This window comes from Cyclobacterium xiamenense (genome assembly GCF_042140265.1).
Lineage (GTDB): Bacteria > Bacteroidota > Bacteroidia > Cytophagales > Cyclobacteriaceae > Cyclobacterium > Cyclobacterium xiamenense_A.
The window spans coordinates 134,059-150,540 of record NZ_CP159481.1 but is presented as its reverse complement, the minus strand read 5'-3'; the positions used below and the strand labels follow the sequence as shown (position 1 = coordinate 150,540).

The window sequence follows — 16,482 nt, the reverse complement described above, 5'->3', positions numbered from 1 at the left end:
GATTTATATATTTGGTCAGGATTATCCCGTTGATAAACCAAAGTCTAAAATTACGTAAAATGTCAATTCCAGAAAAAGAAAATTCGGTTTCCGGCACAAAAAAGAAAGTGGGCTTTGCGCAGGCGCAAAAGAAAATCTCTTCCTTTTGTGCCTATCAGGAGCGCTGCGAGATGGAGGTAAGAAACAGGTTGGAAGAGTGGGGGTTGGCACCTACCGAAGCCGATAGGATTATTTCCAAATTGCGGGAGCAGGATTTCCTAAACGAGCATCGATTCGCAGATAGTTTTGTACGGGGCAAGTTTGGATTGAAAAAGTGGGGCAAGGTGCGGATACGACAGGAATTGAAAATGCGAGAATTACCCAATCCATTGATTCAAGAGGCGATTGACGCCATTGATGGGGAAGAGTATCTCGATACCTTGCGTTTCCTGGCGGATAGAAAGTGGAAGTTAACCCGGGAGCCGGATTTGTACAAGAAAAAGGCAAAGGTTACTCGATTTCTGGCATTCAGAGGATTTGAACCCGATCTGATACGGGATGCGGTGGATTGGTTGGCTAGTGAAAGGGATATTTAGGCACAAACCGATCTTCCGATTCTCTTGGGATTACTTCGATGACATTGGCCAACACCAATTTCACCAGTGTTCGGGAGGCGATATAAATCGGTATTTTGGCTAGTGCCACGTATTCTTTCAGGGTGATGTGTGGGCGTGAGGCAAGGGCTTTCATCAAGAGTTCCTCTTTTTTACCGTATTTGAAGACAATGTCTTCTTCTCGCCGCTTTCGCTTCATGATTTCCCACATTTCCCGACTGGCCTGTATGCTTTTATCCGCCACCCGCACGTAGGCCTTTTTGCGGTTGTTTTCCCATATGAAATGGGGCGCCAGGTTGCTCTTTTTGATTTCGTAAACAGCCAATCCTTTTTTCGCAGAAAGGGAAATGACGTGTTTTTTGAGCGAAATGACGGGAGAAATCAACTCCCTAATGGCTTTATCCATGGCGTAGACCTCCTCCTCGATGTAGCGTTGCCCGCTCAGCGTACCATCGTCATCCACGCCCAGTAGCAAATGTCCTCCTTCGGTATTGGCCAAAGCAACGATTTCTTTGACGATTTTTTCCGGGTGGGCTGCTTTCTTCTTAAACTCCACGTGCAAACCTTCTCCCTTTTGTGCGATTTTCCCAATATCCCGAAGTGTCATTTCGTTTAATTTAGTAGTACAGCAATGGCTATTCGTGCCCCCAAGGCATTTCCCTGAACGTAATAGTCGGCCATGGTCTCCAGTCGGAACCGGTAGGTAAGGTTATACGTGTATCCCATGCCAACACCCAGGTCGGCCTGATTACCTACCAGTGCCCGGGCCCGGAGAAACACCGGTTCAATCGGGTACCAGCGCATCCCTATCGTCATGTGATTGGGTCGGTCAAGGTTGTGCTCATAGCCTCCGGAAAAAGACAGCTGATGTAGGTAAAAATAATTTACTTCCAAACCAAATTGGGCCCGCTCCAAGACCTGATCCAAATCGGTTCGGATCAAATCCAAGCCCCCGCTGACCAAAAAGCTTCCTCCAGCCTGCTGGGCCTGCACCTCGCCCCTGCCCAGGTATACCGTGCCCAGGAAAAGCAACAATATTCCCCATTTTTTCATGCCGCACCTCCATTTAAGGTTTCCAACCGCTTTTGTAAGCCCATCCACTCGTCGCGGAGGCGCGCAGCTTCCATAAAATTAAGCTCTTTTGCAGCGGCTTCCATCCGTTTTTGCGTTTGCTTAATGAGTTTTTCCAGCTTTTCCCTACTTAAATATTGGATTACCGGGTCCGCCGCGACATCCACCTCTTCCGGATTGTTTTCTACGTAGACTTTCGCATTTCGCTTGCTATCGGCCACTTTTGTTTGTCCCATGATTCGATCCCGGGATTTAATGACGGTTGTCGGAGTGATTCCATGCGCTTCGTTGTATTCCTTCTGCTTCGCTCGTCGTCGGTTGGTTTCGTCTATGGCGGATTGCATGCTTTCCGTCACCTTATCTGCATACATGATCACCCTGCCCTCGGAATTCCGGGCTGCCCGACCAATCGTTTGCACCAGGCTTCGCTCGTTTCGTAAGAAGCCTTCCTTGTCTGCATCCAGGATCGCAACAAGCGCTACCTCCGGTAAATCCAAGCCCTCTCGCAGGAGGTTTACTCCCACAAGCACATCGAAAACACCAAGGCGAAGCTCACGTAATATTTCTACCCGGTCCAAGGGTTTTACCTCCGAGTGAATGTACCGGGATTTCACTCCGATTTTGGCCAGGTATTTATCAAGTTCCTCGGCCATTCGTTTGGTAAGCGTCGTTACCAAAACGCGGAAGCCCTTCTTTATCGTTTGGTCGATCTCTTCCAATAGATCGTTCGATCTGGTTGCCGCTGGGCCGAACTTCGATCTCTGGGTCTAAAAGCCCGGTGGGACGGATGATTTGTTCCACCACTACTCCCTCTGATTTGGTTAATTCGTAATCTGCCGGGGTAGCGCTCACGTAAATCACCTGATTGGTCAGGGACTCAAATTCGTCGAATTTCAATGGCCGGTTGTCCAGTGCAGAGGGCAGTCGGAAACCGAAATCTACCAGGTTAATTTTTCTCGAGCGATCCCCTCCCCACATGGCTCGTACCTGGGGTAGTGTGACGTGGCTCTCGTCGATTACCATCAGAAAGTCATCCGGAAAATAATCCAATAAACAGAAGGGGCGGGTGCCCGGCTGTCGACGGTCAAAGTACCTGGAGTAGTTTTCTACCCCCGAGCAATACCCCAATTCCCGGATCATTTCCAGGTCAAATTCGGTGCGTTCCTTCAGTCGTTTTGCCTCCATTAGCTTCCGGTCTTGCTCAAAAAAACCAACCTGCGCGACCAGGTCGTCCTGAATTTCGTGAATGGCCGTATCGATCACATCCCTTCCCGTAACAAATAAATTTGCAGGAAAAATGGTGATGATTTTTTCGTCGGAAATTTTTTTCCCTGTTTCGGGATCTACCCGCTGTATGGCTTCGATTTCATCTCCCCAAAAGAAAATGCGGTAGGCAAAATCACCGTATGCCACGAATATATCGACCGTGTCTCCTTTTACCCGAAAGGTACCCCGCGTAAATTCGCCAGTCGTCCGACTGTAGAGGACCTCTACCAGTTTGAAAAGAAATTGGTTTCGGGGTATTCGGTCTCCCTCCTGAATTTTAATGACGTTCTTGCCGAATTCCTCGGGGTTCCCGATGCCGTAAATACATGAAACCGAGGCTACCACGATTACATCTCTTCTGCCGGATAAAAGCGCTGAGGTGGCAGATAACCGTAACTTTTCGATTTCTTCATTGATGGAAAGGTCCTTTTCGATGTACGTACCACTCGTGGGGATAAATGCTTCGGGTTGGTAGTAATCGTAGTAGCTGATGAAATACTCTACGGCGTTGTTAGGGAAAAACTGCTTGAATTCGCCGTAAAGCTGTGCTGCCAGGGTTTTGTTGTGGCTTAGCACCAGCGTGGGCTTTTGGACTTCCTGAATCACGTTTGCGATCGAAAAGGTTTTTCCAGAACCCGTTACCCCCAAAAGTACCTGAGCTGGTTCCCCTTCGTTGACCCCGCGGACCAGGCTTTTGATCGCGTTCGGTTGGTCGCCGGTGGGTTGGTAATCGGAAATTATATTAAAATCCATACAATTTTAATTTATTTCATTACAACGCCGGACAGGTAGTGAATAGTTTTCCGGATTATCTCCTTTTATTCAGATTATTGAAAGCGTTGAGATTATAATACAGGAAATTCGTTCGCAATAATACGAGTAGCAGAAGGGGTAAGATACTTGGATGAAAGGACTGAAGCCCCAGAATCCAGATCACAAGGGCCAAATCTATCAAAATCATGGCGCCCAACAAGAATTTTTTTACCATCGGGGAAAGCGGATTTTTGACAAGACGCCATGCCAAAAGTAGGTGCAGGGGAAATGCCCAGAATAGGTTCCAATTGTTTTTCGTCTGGGGGTGTTCGGTGAAAAACCATAGAAACACCAACAATAGACCAAGTAAACCGAAAACCGTGAAAATACCTGCATCCACACCTATATAAAGTCTTTTTTTCCTGAAACCAAAAAAAGTAATCGCGCCAACAAAAATCGCAAGGGTCCAAAATACGAGGTAAGGACTGGAGAAATCGAATCCTGAATGAACCCGTTCAGGAAAATCGTAAATGGTCTTTGTTTGCCCAACCAGGGTTTGTTCGGGTCCATCTCCAATCAGGGTCGCCCGGTCGAAGGCGGCTTCCAGGTAATCCGGTAAAAACAATTTCTCCTCTTCCCTGGCTGTCCGGTCGATAACGGCCCCCAGCGCGAGGTCTATACCCAGATCGGACCAGGGCATCGGATACACGTATTCGTCAATCATGTCTCGGAAGGATTTTTCCGGAGCACTTCCGGTATGGTTCCATTGTAAGGATGGACCCAGGACGGCTTCAAAAAGGTCACGAATTCGGGTAGAGCAATTGTCGAAAAAAAAGTCATACCGGTATTTTCGGTTCTCCGGCCGGTAGTTTTCTTGCAGAAATGCCACCACGGCCCGGGCCTGATCTTGCGAGAGGGCCAGTTCCTGCTCACGCACACTGCGTTTGAAATAGTTGTACTCGTACAAAAAGTTTTCGGTAGTTGTCAGGGATAACTGGTAGTCCAGGGTCCTCCGAATAAATTTCAGGTAAAAAAAGGAGGTATTGAAATCAAAGGTTCCATAATTAAACACCAGGTCCCTGCCCGAATCCATTTCTCGTACCCGAAGCGCACTGTGTCCGAATGTGGAATACAACTCGTCCCCGGGATCGCAGGTAAGCAAGCTAATCTTGTATTGTTGCGCAGGACTTTCGGGAACTGCCAACAGTCCGAAAATAAGCATGAGTCCGAAAAACAAAACCCGTTTGGAAAGTGGAAAACACAAAGAACCTTTCATGGAAAATGGCGAATGTTGGGACGAGTACCTGGATTAGCAACGCAAATTTACGGGATAAATTCAGTTATCCGGCAATTCTTTCGCCAAATCATTCCTGACGGCTCCTGTTCGCAGTCCGACCCTTTCTATCGAAAAAAATGAATTTCCTATAAAAAAATCAGTAGTACATTCTTTGGATTTTCGGGGAATCGTATTATTTTAGTATCGCTTAATTTTTATTGTGGATATTTTTTATACCATGAAACCTTACATTTTCTTTCGGGATTTCTGCCATTTGCGTGTGTTCTGCACGTTCTGCTTATGGGTAGGCTTTTTTTTCACTGGCGCCGGGCAGATTGCGCTGACCACCGATAGCTACCGGACGCTTCTTCCCCTGGGGAATTGGGCCGATGCCGGGGCCTGGGAAGTCTTTGATGGCACTAACTGGATGGCAGCCGCTGCGCCTCCCGGTCAGGACCACGATGTCTTTGTGTTGCAAGGCCACGAGATTCAACTCACCCAAAATCAGGAAGTCAGAAACCTCTATTTATTTGGTGCAGCCAATGCGGGAAAAAAATTGAATTTGCAGGCATACGACCTGGATGTTTACGGGAGTCTTCACAGTTTCGACGTGGATGGAAATGGCGACTATGTGCTGTTCGGCAGTGCCTGGCTGGGAGACGACTGGATTTATCCCGAAACCGGTCGTATTGTGTTCAAAGGTGGTTCGCGAACCGTTGTTGACCGGACTTCCTGGAGTGGGCAGAACCTGGGTAGCCGGTTTAGCGTGGTATTCAATCCAGATCCGGGGAAGTATTGTCGGTCAATGCCGTGTTTAAGGCCAGCAGTTTTTTGATTCAAACCGGAACCGTACGGCAAACCGTCAATACCAATGGACTGCCGGCCACTTCTACCTTTTCCTTTACCGCCACTGCAGTCTTTGGTACCGAGGATTTTGGCGAGCTGCGCATCGCCTCGGGTGCTACCTTGGTTTCGGAAGGCAGCAAGGACTTTGCACAGATCCTGCGAAGAACGGAGTCGAAACCGGCCAGTTCGTTTGTTCTTGAAGAGGGGGCCAATCTGGTACTGCTGGGGCAGGAACCTGTGATCGACGCAGTGAACGTGGTTCTGGATGGAAATGTCTCCTATGCCTCTGAAGATGTGTCCCAGCAGTTTTTACAATCCTCCTTGCCTGCTTCTCAGGAGGATTTTGTGTACAACCACTTGTACCTGCAGGGCGCTGCCACGAAACTCCTGCCTGCCCAGGTAGCCGTTCGGGGTGATTTTGTGGTTCTTTCGGGCGGGCCTGTCGTTGCCTCGGGTAGCCGGCTGGAATTGATAGGGCCTGCCGATCAGGAATTGGACTTGCCTTCTTTGGTGGTATCCGGCTTGCTGGTAGATAAACTGGCCGGTACGGTGCTGGTAAAGAACGATCTTACCATACGGGATAGGTTGGATCAGGTGAGCGGAGACCTTGATTTTCAACAAAACGATTTGATTCTGGATTTTGGGCCGACAGGAACGTATTCCTATTCGGGCGGGAATTGGCTTAACCTGGGTGAACTCACTTACGAAAACCTGCCCGTATCCCTGACGGCCACGAATGCGCGGTTTCCCTTTTACGACCAATGGCTGGAGGCTCCCCGGCATTTTCTGTTGGAGGGAAGTTTGTCCAGCGCCGGTCAAGCACTGGTGCTTCGGTACCTGGAAGCAACGGGTGTTACCTACGATCCCGGGTTTTCGGACGAAGGAGAGACGGTAGTGTACCATCTGAATAGTTTTTTCTCAATTGGCACAAGCGGTGGCGACCCCGGGCAGGTGGTGGCCTGGGTAAGTGCCGAGGATCTGGCCGTACAGGACATGCAGCATCTGAGGCTGGTAGCAGACGGAGCCCCTGCCATCGGGCAGCACCTGCCTGCCGAGGAAAGACATGGCTGGCTGTGGGCGGGCAGGTCTTTTAGCTTCCAGGCAGCCCAGAACAGCTTGTTGACCGTGGGAAGCATTAGTCCCTTGAGTGTATTGCCACTGGAATGGGAAGGATTAACGGGCTGGCTTCAGGGAAGCAGTGTCTGGTTGACCTGGCATACGAGCTCCAAAGAGGGTGTTTTTTACACCATTACCCGTGCTATGGGAGAAGGGCTAGAGTTTGTGCCTATAGGGAGCCTTGACGCTGTTCAAGGGATTGGACCGGCCCGGTTTGAAGACGATCAATATCCGGCAGAGGTACCCTTTTGGTATTACCAGATTCTTGCAAAAACGGAAAGCGGGGAGCTAGGGTATAGTCCGGTGATTCGGGTCGACCATCCGGCTTTTGCTGAAAATGCGCCAAAACTATTTCCCAATCCACATGTTTCGGGCTCCCTCCACCTACGGCTGGGTTCCTGGGCTTCCCATGAAATAGCTGCCGTCAGGATCTGGAACATGAAAGGGGTTGGAATACATTCCCAATTTTTTACGGGGGACTTTGAGCCGGATGTTCTGGAAGACAAGCTGCTACACCTTCCCAGGGGTAACTACCTGATCCAACTGACCGGGAAGGGCAAAACGCATACGTTCAAATGGCAAAAAAGCAACCATTGATTCGAGTCATTTGACATTCTGGGATACTACCAAGGCAAGCAGGCAACTTGCGGCAGGGCCTGGTGGTCGCTGGCTTCGTTGGTGTAGTTTTTTGCGTTGCGGCCCTGTCCACCCAGTTGGCTGTTCCTTGTCTTTCGATCTGAAAATCGGGTAATGACCGTCGAAGCTCCTGACCGTCCGGAACATTTTTTTTAAGTTTTTTGGGTCAGAATAGGCATTCAACGGAATATGCTGTATTTTTTGGTTTCATTTCCATTCCACGATGACCTTTTTTGTTGTAGGTGTAAGTATCTTGTTTTTGGTTGGGCTGATTGTCTGGATGAAAGTAGAGCCATTTATCGCTTTTCTTCTGACATCCATCGCAGCTGGCCTATTTCTGGGCATTCCCCTGGAATCCATCTCTGGTTCCATTCAACGGGGAATAGGAAGTCTCATGGGCGCCTTGGTGATCGTAATCGTGTTGGGGGCCATGTTAGGAAAAGTAGTGGCAGATAGCGGCGCTGCACAGCGGATAGCCTTGTTCCTTACCGAAAGCTTTGGAGAGCGGAGATTGCAGTGGTCCATTGCATTGACTGCATTTATTGTGGGCATCCCCTTGTTTTTCAATGTGGGCTTTGTTTTGTTGATTCCATTGGTATTCGCGGTCTCCAATCAGTACAAGATTCCGGTGATGGTAGTGGGAATTCCCATGCTGGCAGCGCTCTCGGTCACACACGGTCTTTTACCACCGCATCCCGCACCGGTAGCCCTTGTCGCTCAATTCGACGCGCATATGGGGACTACCCTGATTTATGGATTGACTTTGGCGGTGCCAACGGTAATTTTGGCAGGGCCTTTTTTGGGAAAATTACCCTTTTTCCGCACCATTCAGGTGAAGCCGTTGGCGGCTTTTAGCGCGGAACCAAAACCAATTGAGCAGCTGCCCGGATTGTTGAATAGCTTATTCACAGCTTTGTTGCCGGTTTTTCTATTGATCGCCTTGTCGCTACTTGGGTTGAATTTTCCCGAGGAGCACGCTGCCTATGGCTGGATCGTATTTTTCAGCGACCCTAACGTGGTCATGTTGCTGTCACTCGTATGGGCCACCTACAGCCTGGGACTAAGAAGGGGGCAAGGCATGGGTAGTATCATGGAAGGATACGGCACCGCCGTGAAGGACATCGCGTTGATTTTGTTGATTGTTGCCGGTGCAGGGGCCTATAAGGAGGTGTTGATGGATAGTGGTGTAAGTGCCCAAATCGGAGCATCCCTGCAACAACTGCCGGTCAATCCCCTCCTGCTGGGTTGGTTGATCGCTGCTATGATACGCATTTCAGTAGGTTCTGCCACGGTGGCTGCTTTGACTGCTGCCGGTATCAGTTCACCTTTGGTTGCCGGGGGTGGGGTAGATGCTAATTTGATGGTGTTGGCCATTGGCACCGGTAGCCTTATCTTTTCCCACGTCAACGATGGGGGATTTTGGCTGGTGAAGGAATATTTTAATCTCAGTATCAAACAGACCTTTCTCAGCTGGACCTTATTGGAAACGGCGGTGGCCGTGATCGGTCTTGGCGGGGTATTGCTACTGGATTTATTTGTATAAACAACGTTAACAAACCAAGAAAAACATGTCTGCAGAAGGAAAATTAAAAGAATTGGGATTGGTGTTACCCCCGGCCCCTCCCCCGGGAGGCGTGTACCGGCCAATCGTCATTACGGGAAATTTATTGTTCTTGTCGGGCCACGGGCCGGTTTTGGAAGACGGGACGCTGATTACTGGCAAAGTAGGAATAGACCTGGACAAAGACCAGGGAAAGGCTGCCGCCAGACAAGTTGGCTTGACCATGCTGTCTACCTTGCAATCCCAGCTGGGTAGTTTGAACAAGATCAAACGAGTGATCAAAGTGCTGGGTATGGTCAATTGCAGCTTGGATTTTGAATTCCATCCCTATGTGATCAACGGGTGTTCGGAGCTTTTCGCAGAAATTTGGGGTGAGGAAAATGGAATCGGTTCCAGAAGTGCGGTTGGATTTGGCTCCCTGCCGGGAAATATTTCCGTGGAGATCGAAGCAACCTTCGAAATTAACCAATAGTCGAATGTCAGATACATGGCACGAATTACAGCATCCGGAAAAGATCGACAGTCCCGCGCTGTTGGTATATAGGGATAGGGCCCGGGAGAACATACGGCGGGCGATCGCGGTCGTCGGGAATCCGGATAGACTCCGTCCGCATGTAAAGACAAATAAGTCCATAGAGGCCTGTCGACTCATGATGGATGCCGGAATCGGCAAGTTTAAGGCTGCCACGATTTCTGAGGTAGAGATGCTGGTCCGCGCCGGGGCTTCCGATATCCTCCTGGCTTATCAGCCGGTGGGGCCCAAAATTGACCGGCTGTTTGCACTGATTCAAAAATATCCGGAGGTGCAGTTCCATTGCCTGACCGACCATGAAGCCGCAGCCGAGGCGCTTGATGCCAAAGCCAGGGAAGTCGGTCAGGTACTTTCGGTGTACGTGGATCTCAATGCGGGGACCAACCGTACGGGAATCATCCCCGGGCCTGCCGCAGTCGAACTTGTGGAAAAACTTCTCCTCAAATCGGGTTTATCGGTGAAGGGTTTTCATTTGTACGACGGGCATTTGCGGAACCCGGTATTCGAAATTCGTACTGCGGAGTGCGAAGCAGGGTTTGCCCCGATCGCTTCCATGCGGGAAAGATTGGAGGAGACCCACCACCTTTCCCTGGAGGTCATTGCCGGAGGCACCACTACCTTTCCCATTCATGCAGCAAGGCAAAACGTGATCTGTGCTCCCGGTACGTTTATTTACTGGGACGAGGGCTACGCAACCGGCCTTCCCGAGCAAGAGTTTCTCTATGCCGCCCTGGTAATGAGTCGGGTGATTTCCTTGCCTGCCGAAAACCTGGTCTGCGTGGACCTGGGTCACAAAGCCATTGCCTCCGAAAATCCCATTGACAAGCGCGTTCGCTTTTTAAATGGAACAGACCTGTCGCCGATCAGTCAGAGCGAAGAGCATTTGGTGTTGCAGGCGGCACCGGGGCATTCCTATAAAATCGGAGACCTATTGTACGGTGTTCCCTACCATATTTGTCCCACCGTGGCACTGCATCAGGAAGCCGTGGTGGTGGAAAACGGCGAACAAGTTGCTGTCTGGAAAACGCTTTCACGCGACCGTAAGATTACTTATTGAGCGTTAAATCAAACGACACGAAGATACATGTTTACAATCGACGCACACCTGGACCTGAGTATGAATGCGCTGGAATGGAATCGGGACCTAACCCTTACCGTGGAACAGATCAATCAACGGGAACGGGCAATGGGCATGAAGGACAAAGCAGACCGTGGCAATGCGACGGTTTCACTACCCGCACTCAGGGAAGCAGACATCGGTCTGGTCGTGGCTACACAAATCGCCCGATACGTGGCACCGGGCAATCCACTACCGGGTTGGCACAGCCCCGAGCAAGCCTGGGCACAAACCCAGGGACAGTTGGCCTGGTATCGGGCGATGGAAGAAAAGGGCGAAATGGTTCAAATCAACGATTTGAAATCCCTGGAGGAGCACCTTGCCCTATGGCAAAACGGGAAAAAGGCGGATAAGAAACCGATTGGTTATATTTTATCCCTTGAGGGTGCGGATTCCATAGTCAATCTGAGTTATTTGGAAAAGTCCCACGAAGCGGGGCTACGCGCATTGGGGCCCGCCCATTACGGCCCGGGCAGGTATGCTCCCGGGACAGATGCCTCCGGGCCGCTGGGACCGGAAGGAAGGGCTTTACTGCGTGAGATGGAGCGGTTATCCATTATTTTGGATGCGACCCACCTTTGCGACGAGAGCTTTTGGGAAGCTCTGGATCATTTTAATGGGCCCGTTTGGGCCAGTCACAACAATTGCCGGGCGCTGGTTAACCACAACCGGCAGTTCAGCGATGAACAGATCAAGGCATTGATTGACCGGGGGGCAGTGATCGGAGGAGCCTTGGATGCCTGGATGATGGTGCCCGGATGGATCAAAGGCGTCTCACTGCCTCGTGAGATGAATTGTGACCTCGAAAAAGTCGTAGACCACCTGGATCATATTTGCCAACTGGCCGGAAATGCCGATCACATAGGTATCGGAACAGATTTGGATGGGGCTTATGGAAGGGAACAAAGCCCCTACGATCTGGAAACCATTGCAGATATTGCCCGGATTCCCGCTATGCTGCAAAACCGGGGGTACAGTTCGGAGGACATCCAAAAAGTCATGCACGGCAACTGGCTACGGTTTTTGAGAACTGCCTGGAGCTAGCTTGTTTAACAAATTAAGAATATATTAAACAGAATAAATGTCATTACACGTATTCTTTTTAGCAAAAAACCCCTTTTAAATCGTTTAAAAGGGGTTTTTTCGATTTAGGACCCTTTGAATATTTTTTGTTTAAAAGATTTTTCAAAAAATTATACAAAAATATTTGGTTCGGTGTTTAACAATGGGTAGCTTTGATTAAACAAAAGGACGAAACCATGACAACTCTTGAATTTAGCTACTCTCTGAACAAACTAAGCAAATCCTTAAAACCATTTGCATTAAAACTTACCCGAGACATGGACGATGCGAACGACCTGCTACAAGATACCATGGTCAAAGCATTTACCAACAAAGATAAGTTTACCGATGGAACCAACCTGAAAGCCTGGTTGTACACCATTATGAAAAATACCTTCATCACCAATTATCAACGTATGGTTCGAAGGGGTACTTTTGTAGATACGTCAGACAATTTGCATTTCATTAACTCCGGATCCACCGTAATTGAAAACGGAGCATACGGAGAGTTTGCCATGAAAGACATCACACGCGCGATCGAAAAGCTGGATGTGGTTTACAAAACTCCCTTCATGATGCATTACAAAGGCTTCAAGTACCACGAAATCGCAGAAAAGTTAGACATTCCCATTGGAACTGTTAAAAATCGCATCCATATTGCCCGTAAATTATTAAAAGACGAACTAAAAGTCTATATTAACAGAAACTAAAAAATGGCATATAAAAAAGTTGTAGTCATTGGTTCGGGATTCGCCGGACTTTCTACAGCCACTCATCTGGCAGCTGAAGGCCAGGACGTACTATTGTTGGAAAAAAATAAAACCCTCGGCGGAAGGGCAAGAAAATTCGAAGCCGAGGGTTTTGTTTTTGATATGGGGCCAAGTTGGTATTGGATGCCGGATGTTTTTGAACGGTATTTTGAGAAATTTGGGAAAAAGGTTTCTGATTATTATACATTGACCCGGCTGGACCCGTCCTATGCAGTTTTTTTTGGAGCAGGCGATGTCCTGGATGTGCCGGCCGATTTGGAAAAATTTAAGCAGTGCCTGGAGGAATTGGAGCCAGGCGCAGCAAAAAAATTGGATTTGTTTCTGCAGCAATCTGCCTACAAGTACCAAAAAGGGATTCACGACCTGGTCCATAGGCCGAGCCTCTCTCTTGCCGAATTTCTAGACTTTTCCTTGCTCAAAGACCTTTTTAGGATGGACATATTTCAGTCCATGTCGACCCACGTGAGGAAGTTTTTTTCTCACGATAAGATCATCCGACTTATGGAGTTCCCGGTTTTGTTTTTGGGAGAAACGGCCCAGAACATCCCGGCGCTTTACAGCTTAATGAATTATGCCGACATTGCGCTTGGAACCTGGTACCCGATGGGGGGCATGCACCGTATCATAGAGGGAATGGTTCAGTTGGCGGAAGAAAAAGGCGTGGAAATCCGGTCTGAGGCAGAAGTAAAAAAAATAAATGTTCAGGAAGGAAAGGCAGTTTCGCTGCTTTTGGCAAATGGAGAGACCGTTGAGTTCGATGTGTTGGTGGCGGGGGCAGACTACCACCATGTGGACAAAGAGCTACTCGATCCCGCGTGGAGCAACTATAGCGATGCCTATTGGGACAAGCGCACATTGGCACCCTCTTCGCTGCTTTTCTACCTGGGAGTGAACAAGCGGTTGGCGAACCTACGCCATCACAACTTGTTTTTTGACGAGCCACTTGGTCCGCATGCAGAAGCCATCTATACACACCCAGCCTGGCCCGAAAAACCCTTGTTTTACGTATCGGTTCCTTCGCAGACCGACCCATCGGTAGCTCCCGAGGGGATGGAAAACGTGTTCATACTGATTCCGCTGGCCCCCGACCTGGAGGATCCGGAGCAAACCCGGGAGTATTATTTTAATCTGGTGATGGATCGGTTGGAAAAATTAACGGGACAGGAGATCCGTTCGCATATCGTTTATAAGAAATCCTACGCCCATCGGGACTTCAAGGAGGATTACCACGCCTTTAAAGGCAACGCATACGGACTGGCAAATACCCTAATGCAAACGGCCATTCTGAAGCCCTCCCTAAAAAACAAAAAACTTTCCAATGTATTCTATACGGGTCAGTTGACGGTACCGGGCCCTGGTGTCCCTCCTTCTCTGATATCGGGGGGAGTCGTTGCCAAAGAAGTCATTAAATCGTTGAAAAAATAAATATAATCGATATATTGAAAAGGATATGATCGACCATAAGGAACTTTTTGACGAAACTGCTCTCGAATGTAGCAAATTAATTACGCAACGGTATAGTACTTCCTTTACCTTGGGAATCCGGACCCTTCATAAAGAATTGCACATGCCGATCTATGCCATTTACGGCTTCGTTCGGTATGCAGACGAAATCGTGGACACCTTTCATGACAAGGACAAGCAGGCCTTGTTGAACGCTTTTAGAGAAGATACGTACCGGGCAATTCGTGAGGGAATCAGTTTGAATCCGGTTCTTCACGCCTTTCAATTGATCGTCAATAAATACCATATCGAGCGGGAACTGATCGATGCATTTTTGACGAGCATGGAGATGGATTTAGACTTCACCCGCTATAACGATTCCAAATACCAGGAATACATCTATGGATCTGCAGAGGTAGTTGGGCTCATGTGTTTGCGGGTATTTTGCAAGGGCAATAGGGAGACTTATGACCGATTGAAAGGTGCGGCCTGTAAATTGGGGGCCGCTTTTCAGAAGGTAAATTTCCTACGAGACCTGAAAAGTGATTTCGAGGAGCGGGGAAGGGTTTACTTCCCTGGCGTGGAATTTGAAAATTTTACCAGCGCCGTTAAATCAGAGATCGAGGCCGACATTGAACGGGATTTTGATGCGGCACTGATTGGAATTCATCAGTTACCCGATGGGGCCATGCTGGGAGTCAAGATCGCGTACCTGTATTACCGCAAGCTTTTTTCTAAGATCAAAGGCCTGCCGCCCGAAGTGATCACCCGGGAGCGAATTCGCATCCCAAACGGCCGTAAAATGGCCTTGCTGTTACGAACGTATTTTGGTTATAAAACCGGGCTGGGCTGATGAAAGAAGAATATTATTACCTGGGGCTCATGTTATTTACCCTTTCTTATCCGCTTGCGCAATCCTTTGAACATCGGATTACCTACCATAAAAAATGGTATGCGTTATGGCCGGCTTCCCTCCTTGCTGCACTCATTTATCTCGTTTGGGATCACTGGTTTACGGTGCAGGGTGTTTGGTGGTTTAACGAACGATACATTTTGGGTTGGTACCTTTTTGAATTGCCGGTAGAAGAGATATCCTTTTTCTTTATCGTGCCTTTTGCATGTATTTTTATTTATGAGGTGCTGATCTATTTTATGAAGAAGGATTGGTTGCGACCACTTGGACGCCCCTTTGTATTCGTAATGGTGCCCCTGTTGCTGGTCCTCGGATTTTATCATTGGGGTAAGCTTTATACTTCTTTCAATTTTATATTTACCGCGGCCCTTCTTGCCGGGCATTTTCTGGTGTTCAACGATCGAATCTTGGGACGGTTTCTGGCTGCTTACCTGGTTAGTTTGCTTCCCTTTATGCTCGTAAACGGTGTGCTTACCGGTACTTGGTTGGACGAGCCCATCGTCGGATACAATAATCATGAGAATTTAGGTATCCGTATTGGAACTGTACCGATAGAGGATAGCGTTTATTCCTTGGGATTACTATTATTGAACATCAGCATTTACGAAAAAATACTGCGTCGCAAAACAATTACACACTAGTTTGGTTTATTGTCTATGTTAAATCTGGATGTACATATTGATCAGCATTCCGGCTTCTGTTTTGGGGTGGTTTACGCCATCGAGATGGCTGAAGAGATCCTGGACAATGAGGGTCACTTGTATTGCCTGGGAGATATCGTGCACAACGATGAAGAGGTAAAACGACTGACCCAAAAAGGTTTAATTATCATCAACCACGACGCTCTGAAGGACCTCAAGAACGAGAAAATCCTGATTCGTGCCCATGGAGAGCCTCCCTCGACGTATGAGCTCGCGATAAAAAATAACCTCACGCTCGTGGACGCCAGTTGTCCGGTTGTTTTGAAGCTGCAAAACCGCATCAAAAATTCGTACGACAAGGACGAAACCATTTATATATACGGAAAACACGGCCACGCCGAAGTGATTGGTCTGCTGGGGCAAACACGAAATAAGGCGATTGTGTTTCAGGACATCAGCGAGTTGGACATCCCCTCCCTGCCAAAAAACATCACCCTTTACAGTCAGACGACCAAAAGCACCGATAAATTTTACGAGATCAATGAGATTCTAAAAGCGAACGGCATTACGATCAATACCAACGATACCATCTGCAGGCAGGTATCGAACCGGGATAAGGAATTAAGGGAATTTGCTTCCAAGTTTGACCACATTGTTTTTGTCAGTGGAACGAAATCTTCCAATGGGAAGGTGCTTTTTAATGTTTGCAGGGAAAAAAACGCCAACACCTACTTTGTGTCCAGTCCGGAAGAGGTAGAAGAGCGCTGGTTTACCGAAGGGCAAAGTGTGGGCATATGCGGCGCCACCTCTACTCCCATGTGGTTGATGGAGAAAGTAAGGGACCGAATTCGTGAGTTTTGAATGATTTAATTTTTTTCGATGTTTT

15 protein-coding genes and 1 pseudogene are annotated in these 16,482 nt (G+C 48.5%); 12 read left to right on the top strand and 4 right to left on the bottom strand.

The genetic code is table 11. The annotated features are described in order from the left end of the window. The first annotated feature begins 59 nt into the window (after positions 1 to 59). Positions 60 to 575: a regulatory protein RecX gene (locus ABWH99_RS00635; RefSeq protein ID WP_375584385.1), complete on the top strand. Its 516-nt coding sequence runs from the start codon at positions 60 to 62 to the stop codon at positions 573 to 575. On the opposite strand, the gene ABWH99_RS00630 is transcribed toward ABWH99_RS00635, so the two are convergent. The 4 genes and pseudogenes from ABWH99_RS00630 to ABWH99_RS00615 form a co-directional block, all read right to left on the bottom strand. Then, positions 556 to 1,200: a helix-turn-helix domain-containing protein gene (locus ABWH99_RS00630; RefSeq protein WP_375584384.1), complete on the bottom strand. Its 645-nt coding sequence runs from the start codon at positions 1,198 to 1,200 to the stop codon at positions 556 to 558. The two genes, ABWH99_RS00635 and ABWH99_RS00630, sit on opposite strands and share 20 nt — an antisense overlap. A 5-nt stretch (positions 1,201 to 1,205) precedes the next feature. Then, positions 1,206 to 1,646: a hypothetical protein gene (locus ABWH99_RS00625; RefSeq protein WP_375584383.1), complete on the bottom strand. Its 441-nt coding sequence runs from the start codon at positions 1,644 to 1,646 to the stop codon at positions 1,206 to 1,208. After that, positions 1,643 to 3,683 (bottom strand): annotated as a pseudogene (gene uvrB, locus ABWH99_RS00620) (excinuclease ABC subunit UvrB). The gene ABWH99_RS00625 and the pseudogene uvrB overlap by 4 nt, the downstream one beginning before the upstream one ends. Before the next feature lie 55 nt (positions 3,684 to 3,738). Beyond that, positions 3,739 to 4,959, bottom strand: a complete 1,221-nt coding sequence (locus ABWH99_RS00615) for a DUF4105 domain-containing protein (RefSeq protein ID WP_375584382.1) — start codon at positions 4,957 to 4,959, stop codon at positions 3,739 to 3,741. Positions 4,960 to 5,197: 238 nt separating this feature from the next. On the opposite strand from ABWH99_RS00615, the gene ABWH99_RS00610 reads away from it, so the two are divergent. From ABWH99_RS00610 to ABWH99_RS00560, 11 genes are all read left to right on the top strand, one after another. Further along, a complete protein-coding gene (locus tag ABWH99_RS00610; RefSeq protein WP_375584381.1) occupies positions 5,198 to 5,794 on the top strand; it encodes a hypothetical protein in 597 nt (198 codons plus the stop codon). Continuing rightward, entirely contained in the window at positions 5,755 to 7,518 is a 1,764-nt protein-coding gene (locus ABWH99_RS00605) for a T9SS type A sorting domain-containing protein (RefSeq protein ID WP_375584380.1), read from the top strand. Before ABWH99_RS00610 ends, ABWH99_RS00605 begins: the two co-directional genes overlap by 40 nt. A gap of 262 nt (positions 7,519 to 7,780) precedes the next feature. Further along, positions 7,781 to 9,100 (top strand): gluconate:H+ symporter, encoded by a 1,320-nt coding sequence (locus ABWH99_RS00600; RefSeq protein WP_375584379.1) that lies wholly within the window; start codon positions 7,781 to 7,783, stop codon positions 9,098 to 9,100. Between the two features lie 25 nt (positions 9,101 to 9,125). Beyond that, complete coding sequence (locus ABWH99_RS00595; RefSeq protein ID WP_375584378.1) at positions 9,126 to 9,590, top strand: RidA family protein; 465 nt, start codon at positions 9,126 to 9,128, stop codon at positions 9,588 to 9,590. Between the two features lie 4 nt (positions 9,591 to 9,594). Beyond that, positions 9,595 to 10,707 (top strand): D-TA family PLP-dependent enzyme, encoded by a 1,113-nt coding sequence (locus ABWH99_RS00590; protein ID WP_375584377.1) that lies wholly within the window; start codon positions 9,595 to 9,597, stop codon positions 10,705 to 10,707. A 27-nt stretch (positions 10,708 to 10,734) separates the two neighbouring features. Beyond that, positions 10,735 to 11,811 carry a dipeptidase gene (locus ABWH99_RS00585; RefSeq protein ID WP_375584376.1) on the top strand — a complete coding sequence of 359 codons (1,077 nt, stop codon included), beginning with the start codon at positions 10,735 to 10,737 and terminating at the stop codon, positions 11,809 to 11,811. A gap of 215 nt (positions 11,812 to 12,026) precedes the next feature. Further along, positions 12,027 to 12,539 (top strand): RNA polymerase sigma factor, encoded by a 513-nt coding sequence (locus tag ABWH99_RS00580; protein WP_375584375.1) that lies wholly within the window; start codon positions 12,027 to 12,029, stop codon positions 12,537 to 12,539. A gap of 3 nt (positions 12,540 to 12,542) precedes the next feature. Further along, the gene (locus tag ABWH99_RS00575; protein ID WP_375584374.1) at positions 12,543 to 14,024 is read left to right on the top strand and encodes a phytoene desaturase family protein; all 1,482 of its coding nucleotides are present in this window, start codon (positions 12,543 to 12,545) and stop codon (positions 14,022 to 14,024) included. A 25-nt stretch (positions 14,025 to 14,049) separates the two neighbouring features. Beyond that, positions 14,050 to 14,895, top strand: coding sequence for a phytoene/squalene synthase family protein (locus ABWH99_RS00570; RefSeq protein ID WP_375584373.1), 846 nt, complete (start codon positions 14,050 to 14,052; stop codon positions 14,893 to 14,895). Next, the gene (locus ABWH99_RS00565) at positions 14,895 to 15,596 is read left to right on the top strand and encodes a lycopene cyclase domain-containing protein (protein WP_375584372.1); all 702 of its coding nucleotides are present in this window, start codon (positions 14,895 to 14,897) and stop codon (positions 15,594 to 15,596) included. Before ABWH99_RS00570 ends, ABWH99_RS00565 begins: the two co-directional genes overlap by 1 nt. Positions 15,597 to 15,611: 15 nt before the next feature. Next, complete coding sequence (locus ABWH99_RS00560; RefSeq protein ID WP_375584371.1) at positions 15,612 to 16,457, top strand: 4-hydroxy-3-methylbut-2-enyl diphosphate reductase; 846 nt, start codon at positions 15,612 to 15,614, stop codon at positions 16,455 to 16,457. Positions 16,458 to 16,482 lie beyond the last annotated feature (25 nt).

Excerpts from the sequence above, each read along its gene's own strand:
- ABWH99_RS00635 (WP_375584385.1), top strand. The coding sequence starts at position 60 with ATGTCAATTCCAGAAAAAGAAAATTCGGTTTCCGGCACAAAAAAGAAA.
- ABWH99_RS00630 (WP_375584384.1), bottom strand. The coding sequence starts at position 1,200 with ATGACACTTCGGGATATTGGGAAAATCGCACAAAAGGGAGAAGGTTTG.
- ABWH99_RS00625 (WP_375584383.1), bottom strand. The coding sequence starts at position 1,646 with ATGAAAAAATGGGGAATATTGTTGCTTTTCCTGGGCACGGTATACCTG.
- ABWH99_RS00615 (WP_375584382.1), bottom strand. The coding sequence starts at position 4,959 with ATGAAAGGTTCTTTGTGTTTTCCACTTTCCAAACGGGTTTTGTTTTTC.
- ABWH99_RS00610 (WP_375584381.1), top strand. The coding sequence starts at position 5,198 with ATGAAACCTTACATTTTCTTTCGGGATTTCTGCCATTTGCGTGTGTTC.
- ABWH99_RS00600 (WP_375584379.1), top strand. The coding sequence starts at position 7,781 with ATGACCTTTTTTGTTGTAGGTGTAAGTATCTTGTTTTTGGTTGGGCTG.
- ABWH99_RS00595 (WP_375584378.1), top strand. The coding sequence starts at position 9,126 with ATGTCTGCAGAAGGAAAATTAAAAGAATTGGGATTGGTGTTACCCCCG.
- ABWH99_RS00590 (WP_375584377.1), top strand. The coding sequence starts at position 9,595 with ATGTCAGATACATGGCACGAATTACAGCATCCGGAAAAGATCGACAGT.
- ABWH99_RS00585 (WP_375584376.1), top strand. The coding sequence starts at position 10,735 with ATGTTTACAATCGACGCACACCTGGACCTGAGTATGAATGCGCTGGAA.
- ABWH99_RS00580 (WP_375584375.1), top strand. The coding sequence starts at position 12,027 with ATGACAACTCTTGAATTTAGCTACTCTCTGAACAAACTAAGCAAATCC.
- ABWH99_RS00575 (WP_375584374.1), top strand. The coding sequence starts at position 12,543 with ATGGCATATAAAAAAGTTGTAGTCATTGGTTCGGGATTCGCCGGACTT.
- ABWH99_RS00570 (WP_375584373.1), top strand. The coding sequence starts at position 14,050 with ATGATCGACCATAAGGAACTTTTTGACGAAACTGCTCTCGAATGTAGC.
- ABWH99_RS00565 (WP_375584372.1), top strand. The coding sequence starts at position 14,895 with ATGAAAGAAGAATATTATTACCTGGGGCTCATGTTATTTACCCTTTCT.
- ABWH99_RS00560 (WP_375584371.1), top strand. The coding sequence starts at position 15,612 with ATGTTAAATCTGGATGTACATATTGATCAGCATTCCGGCTTCTGTTTT.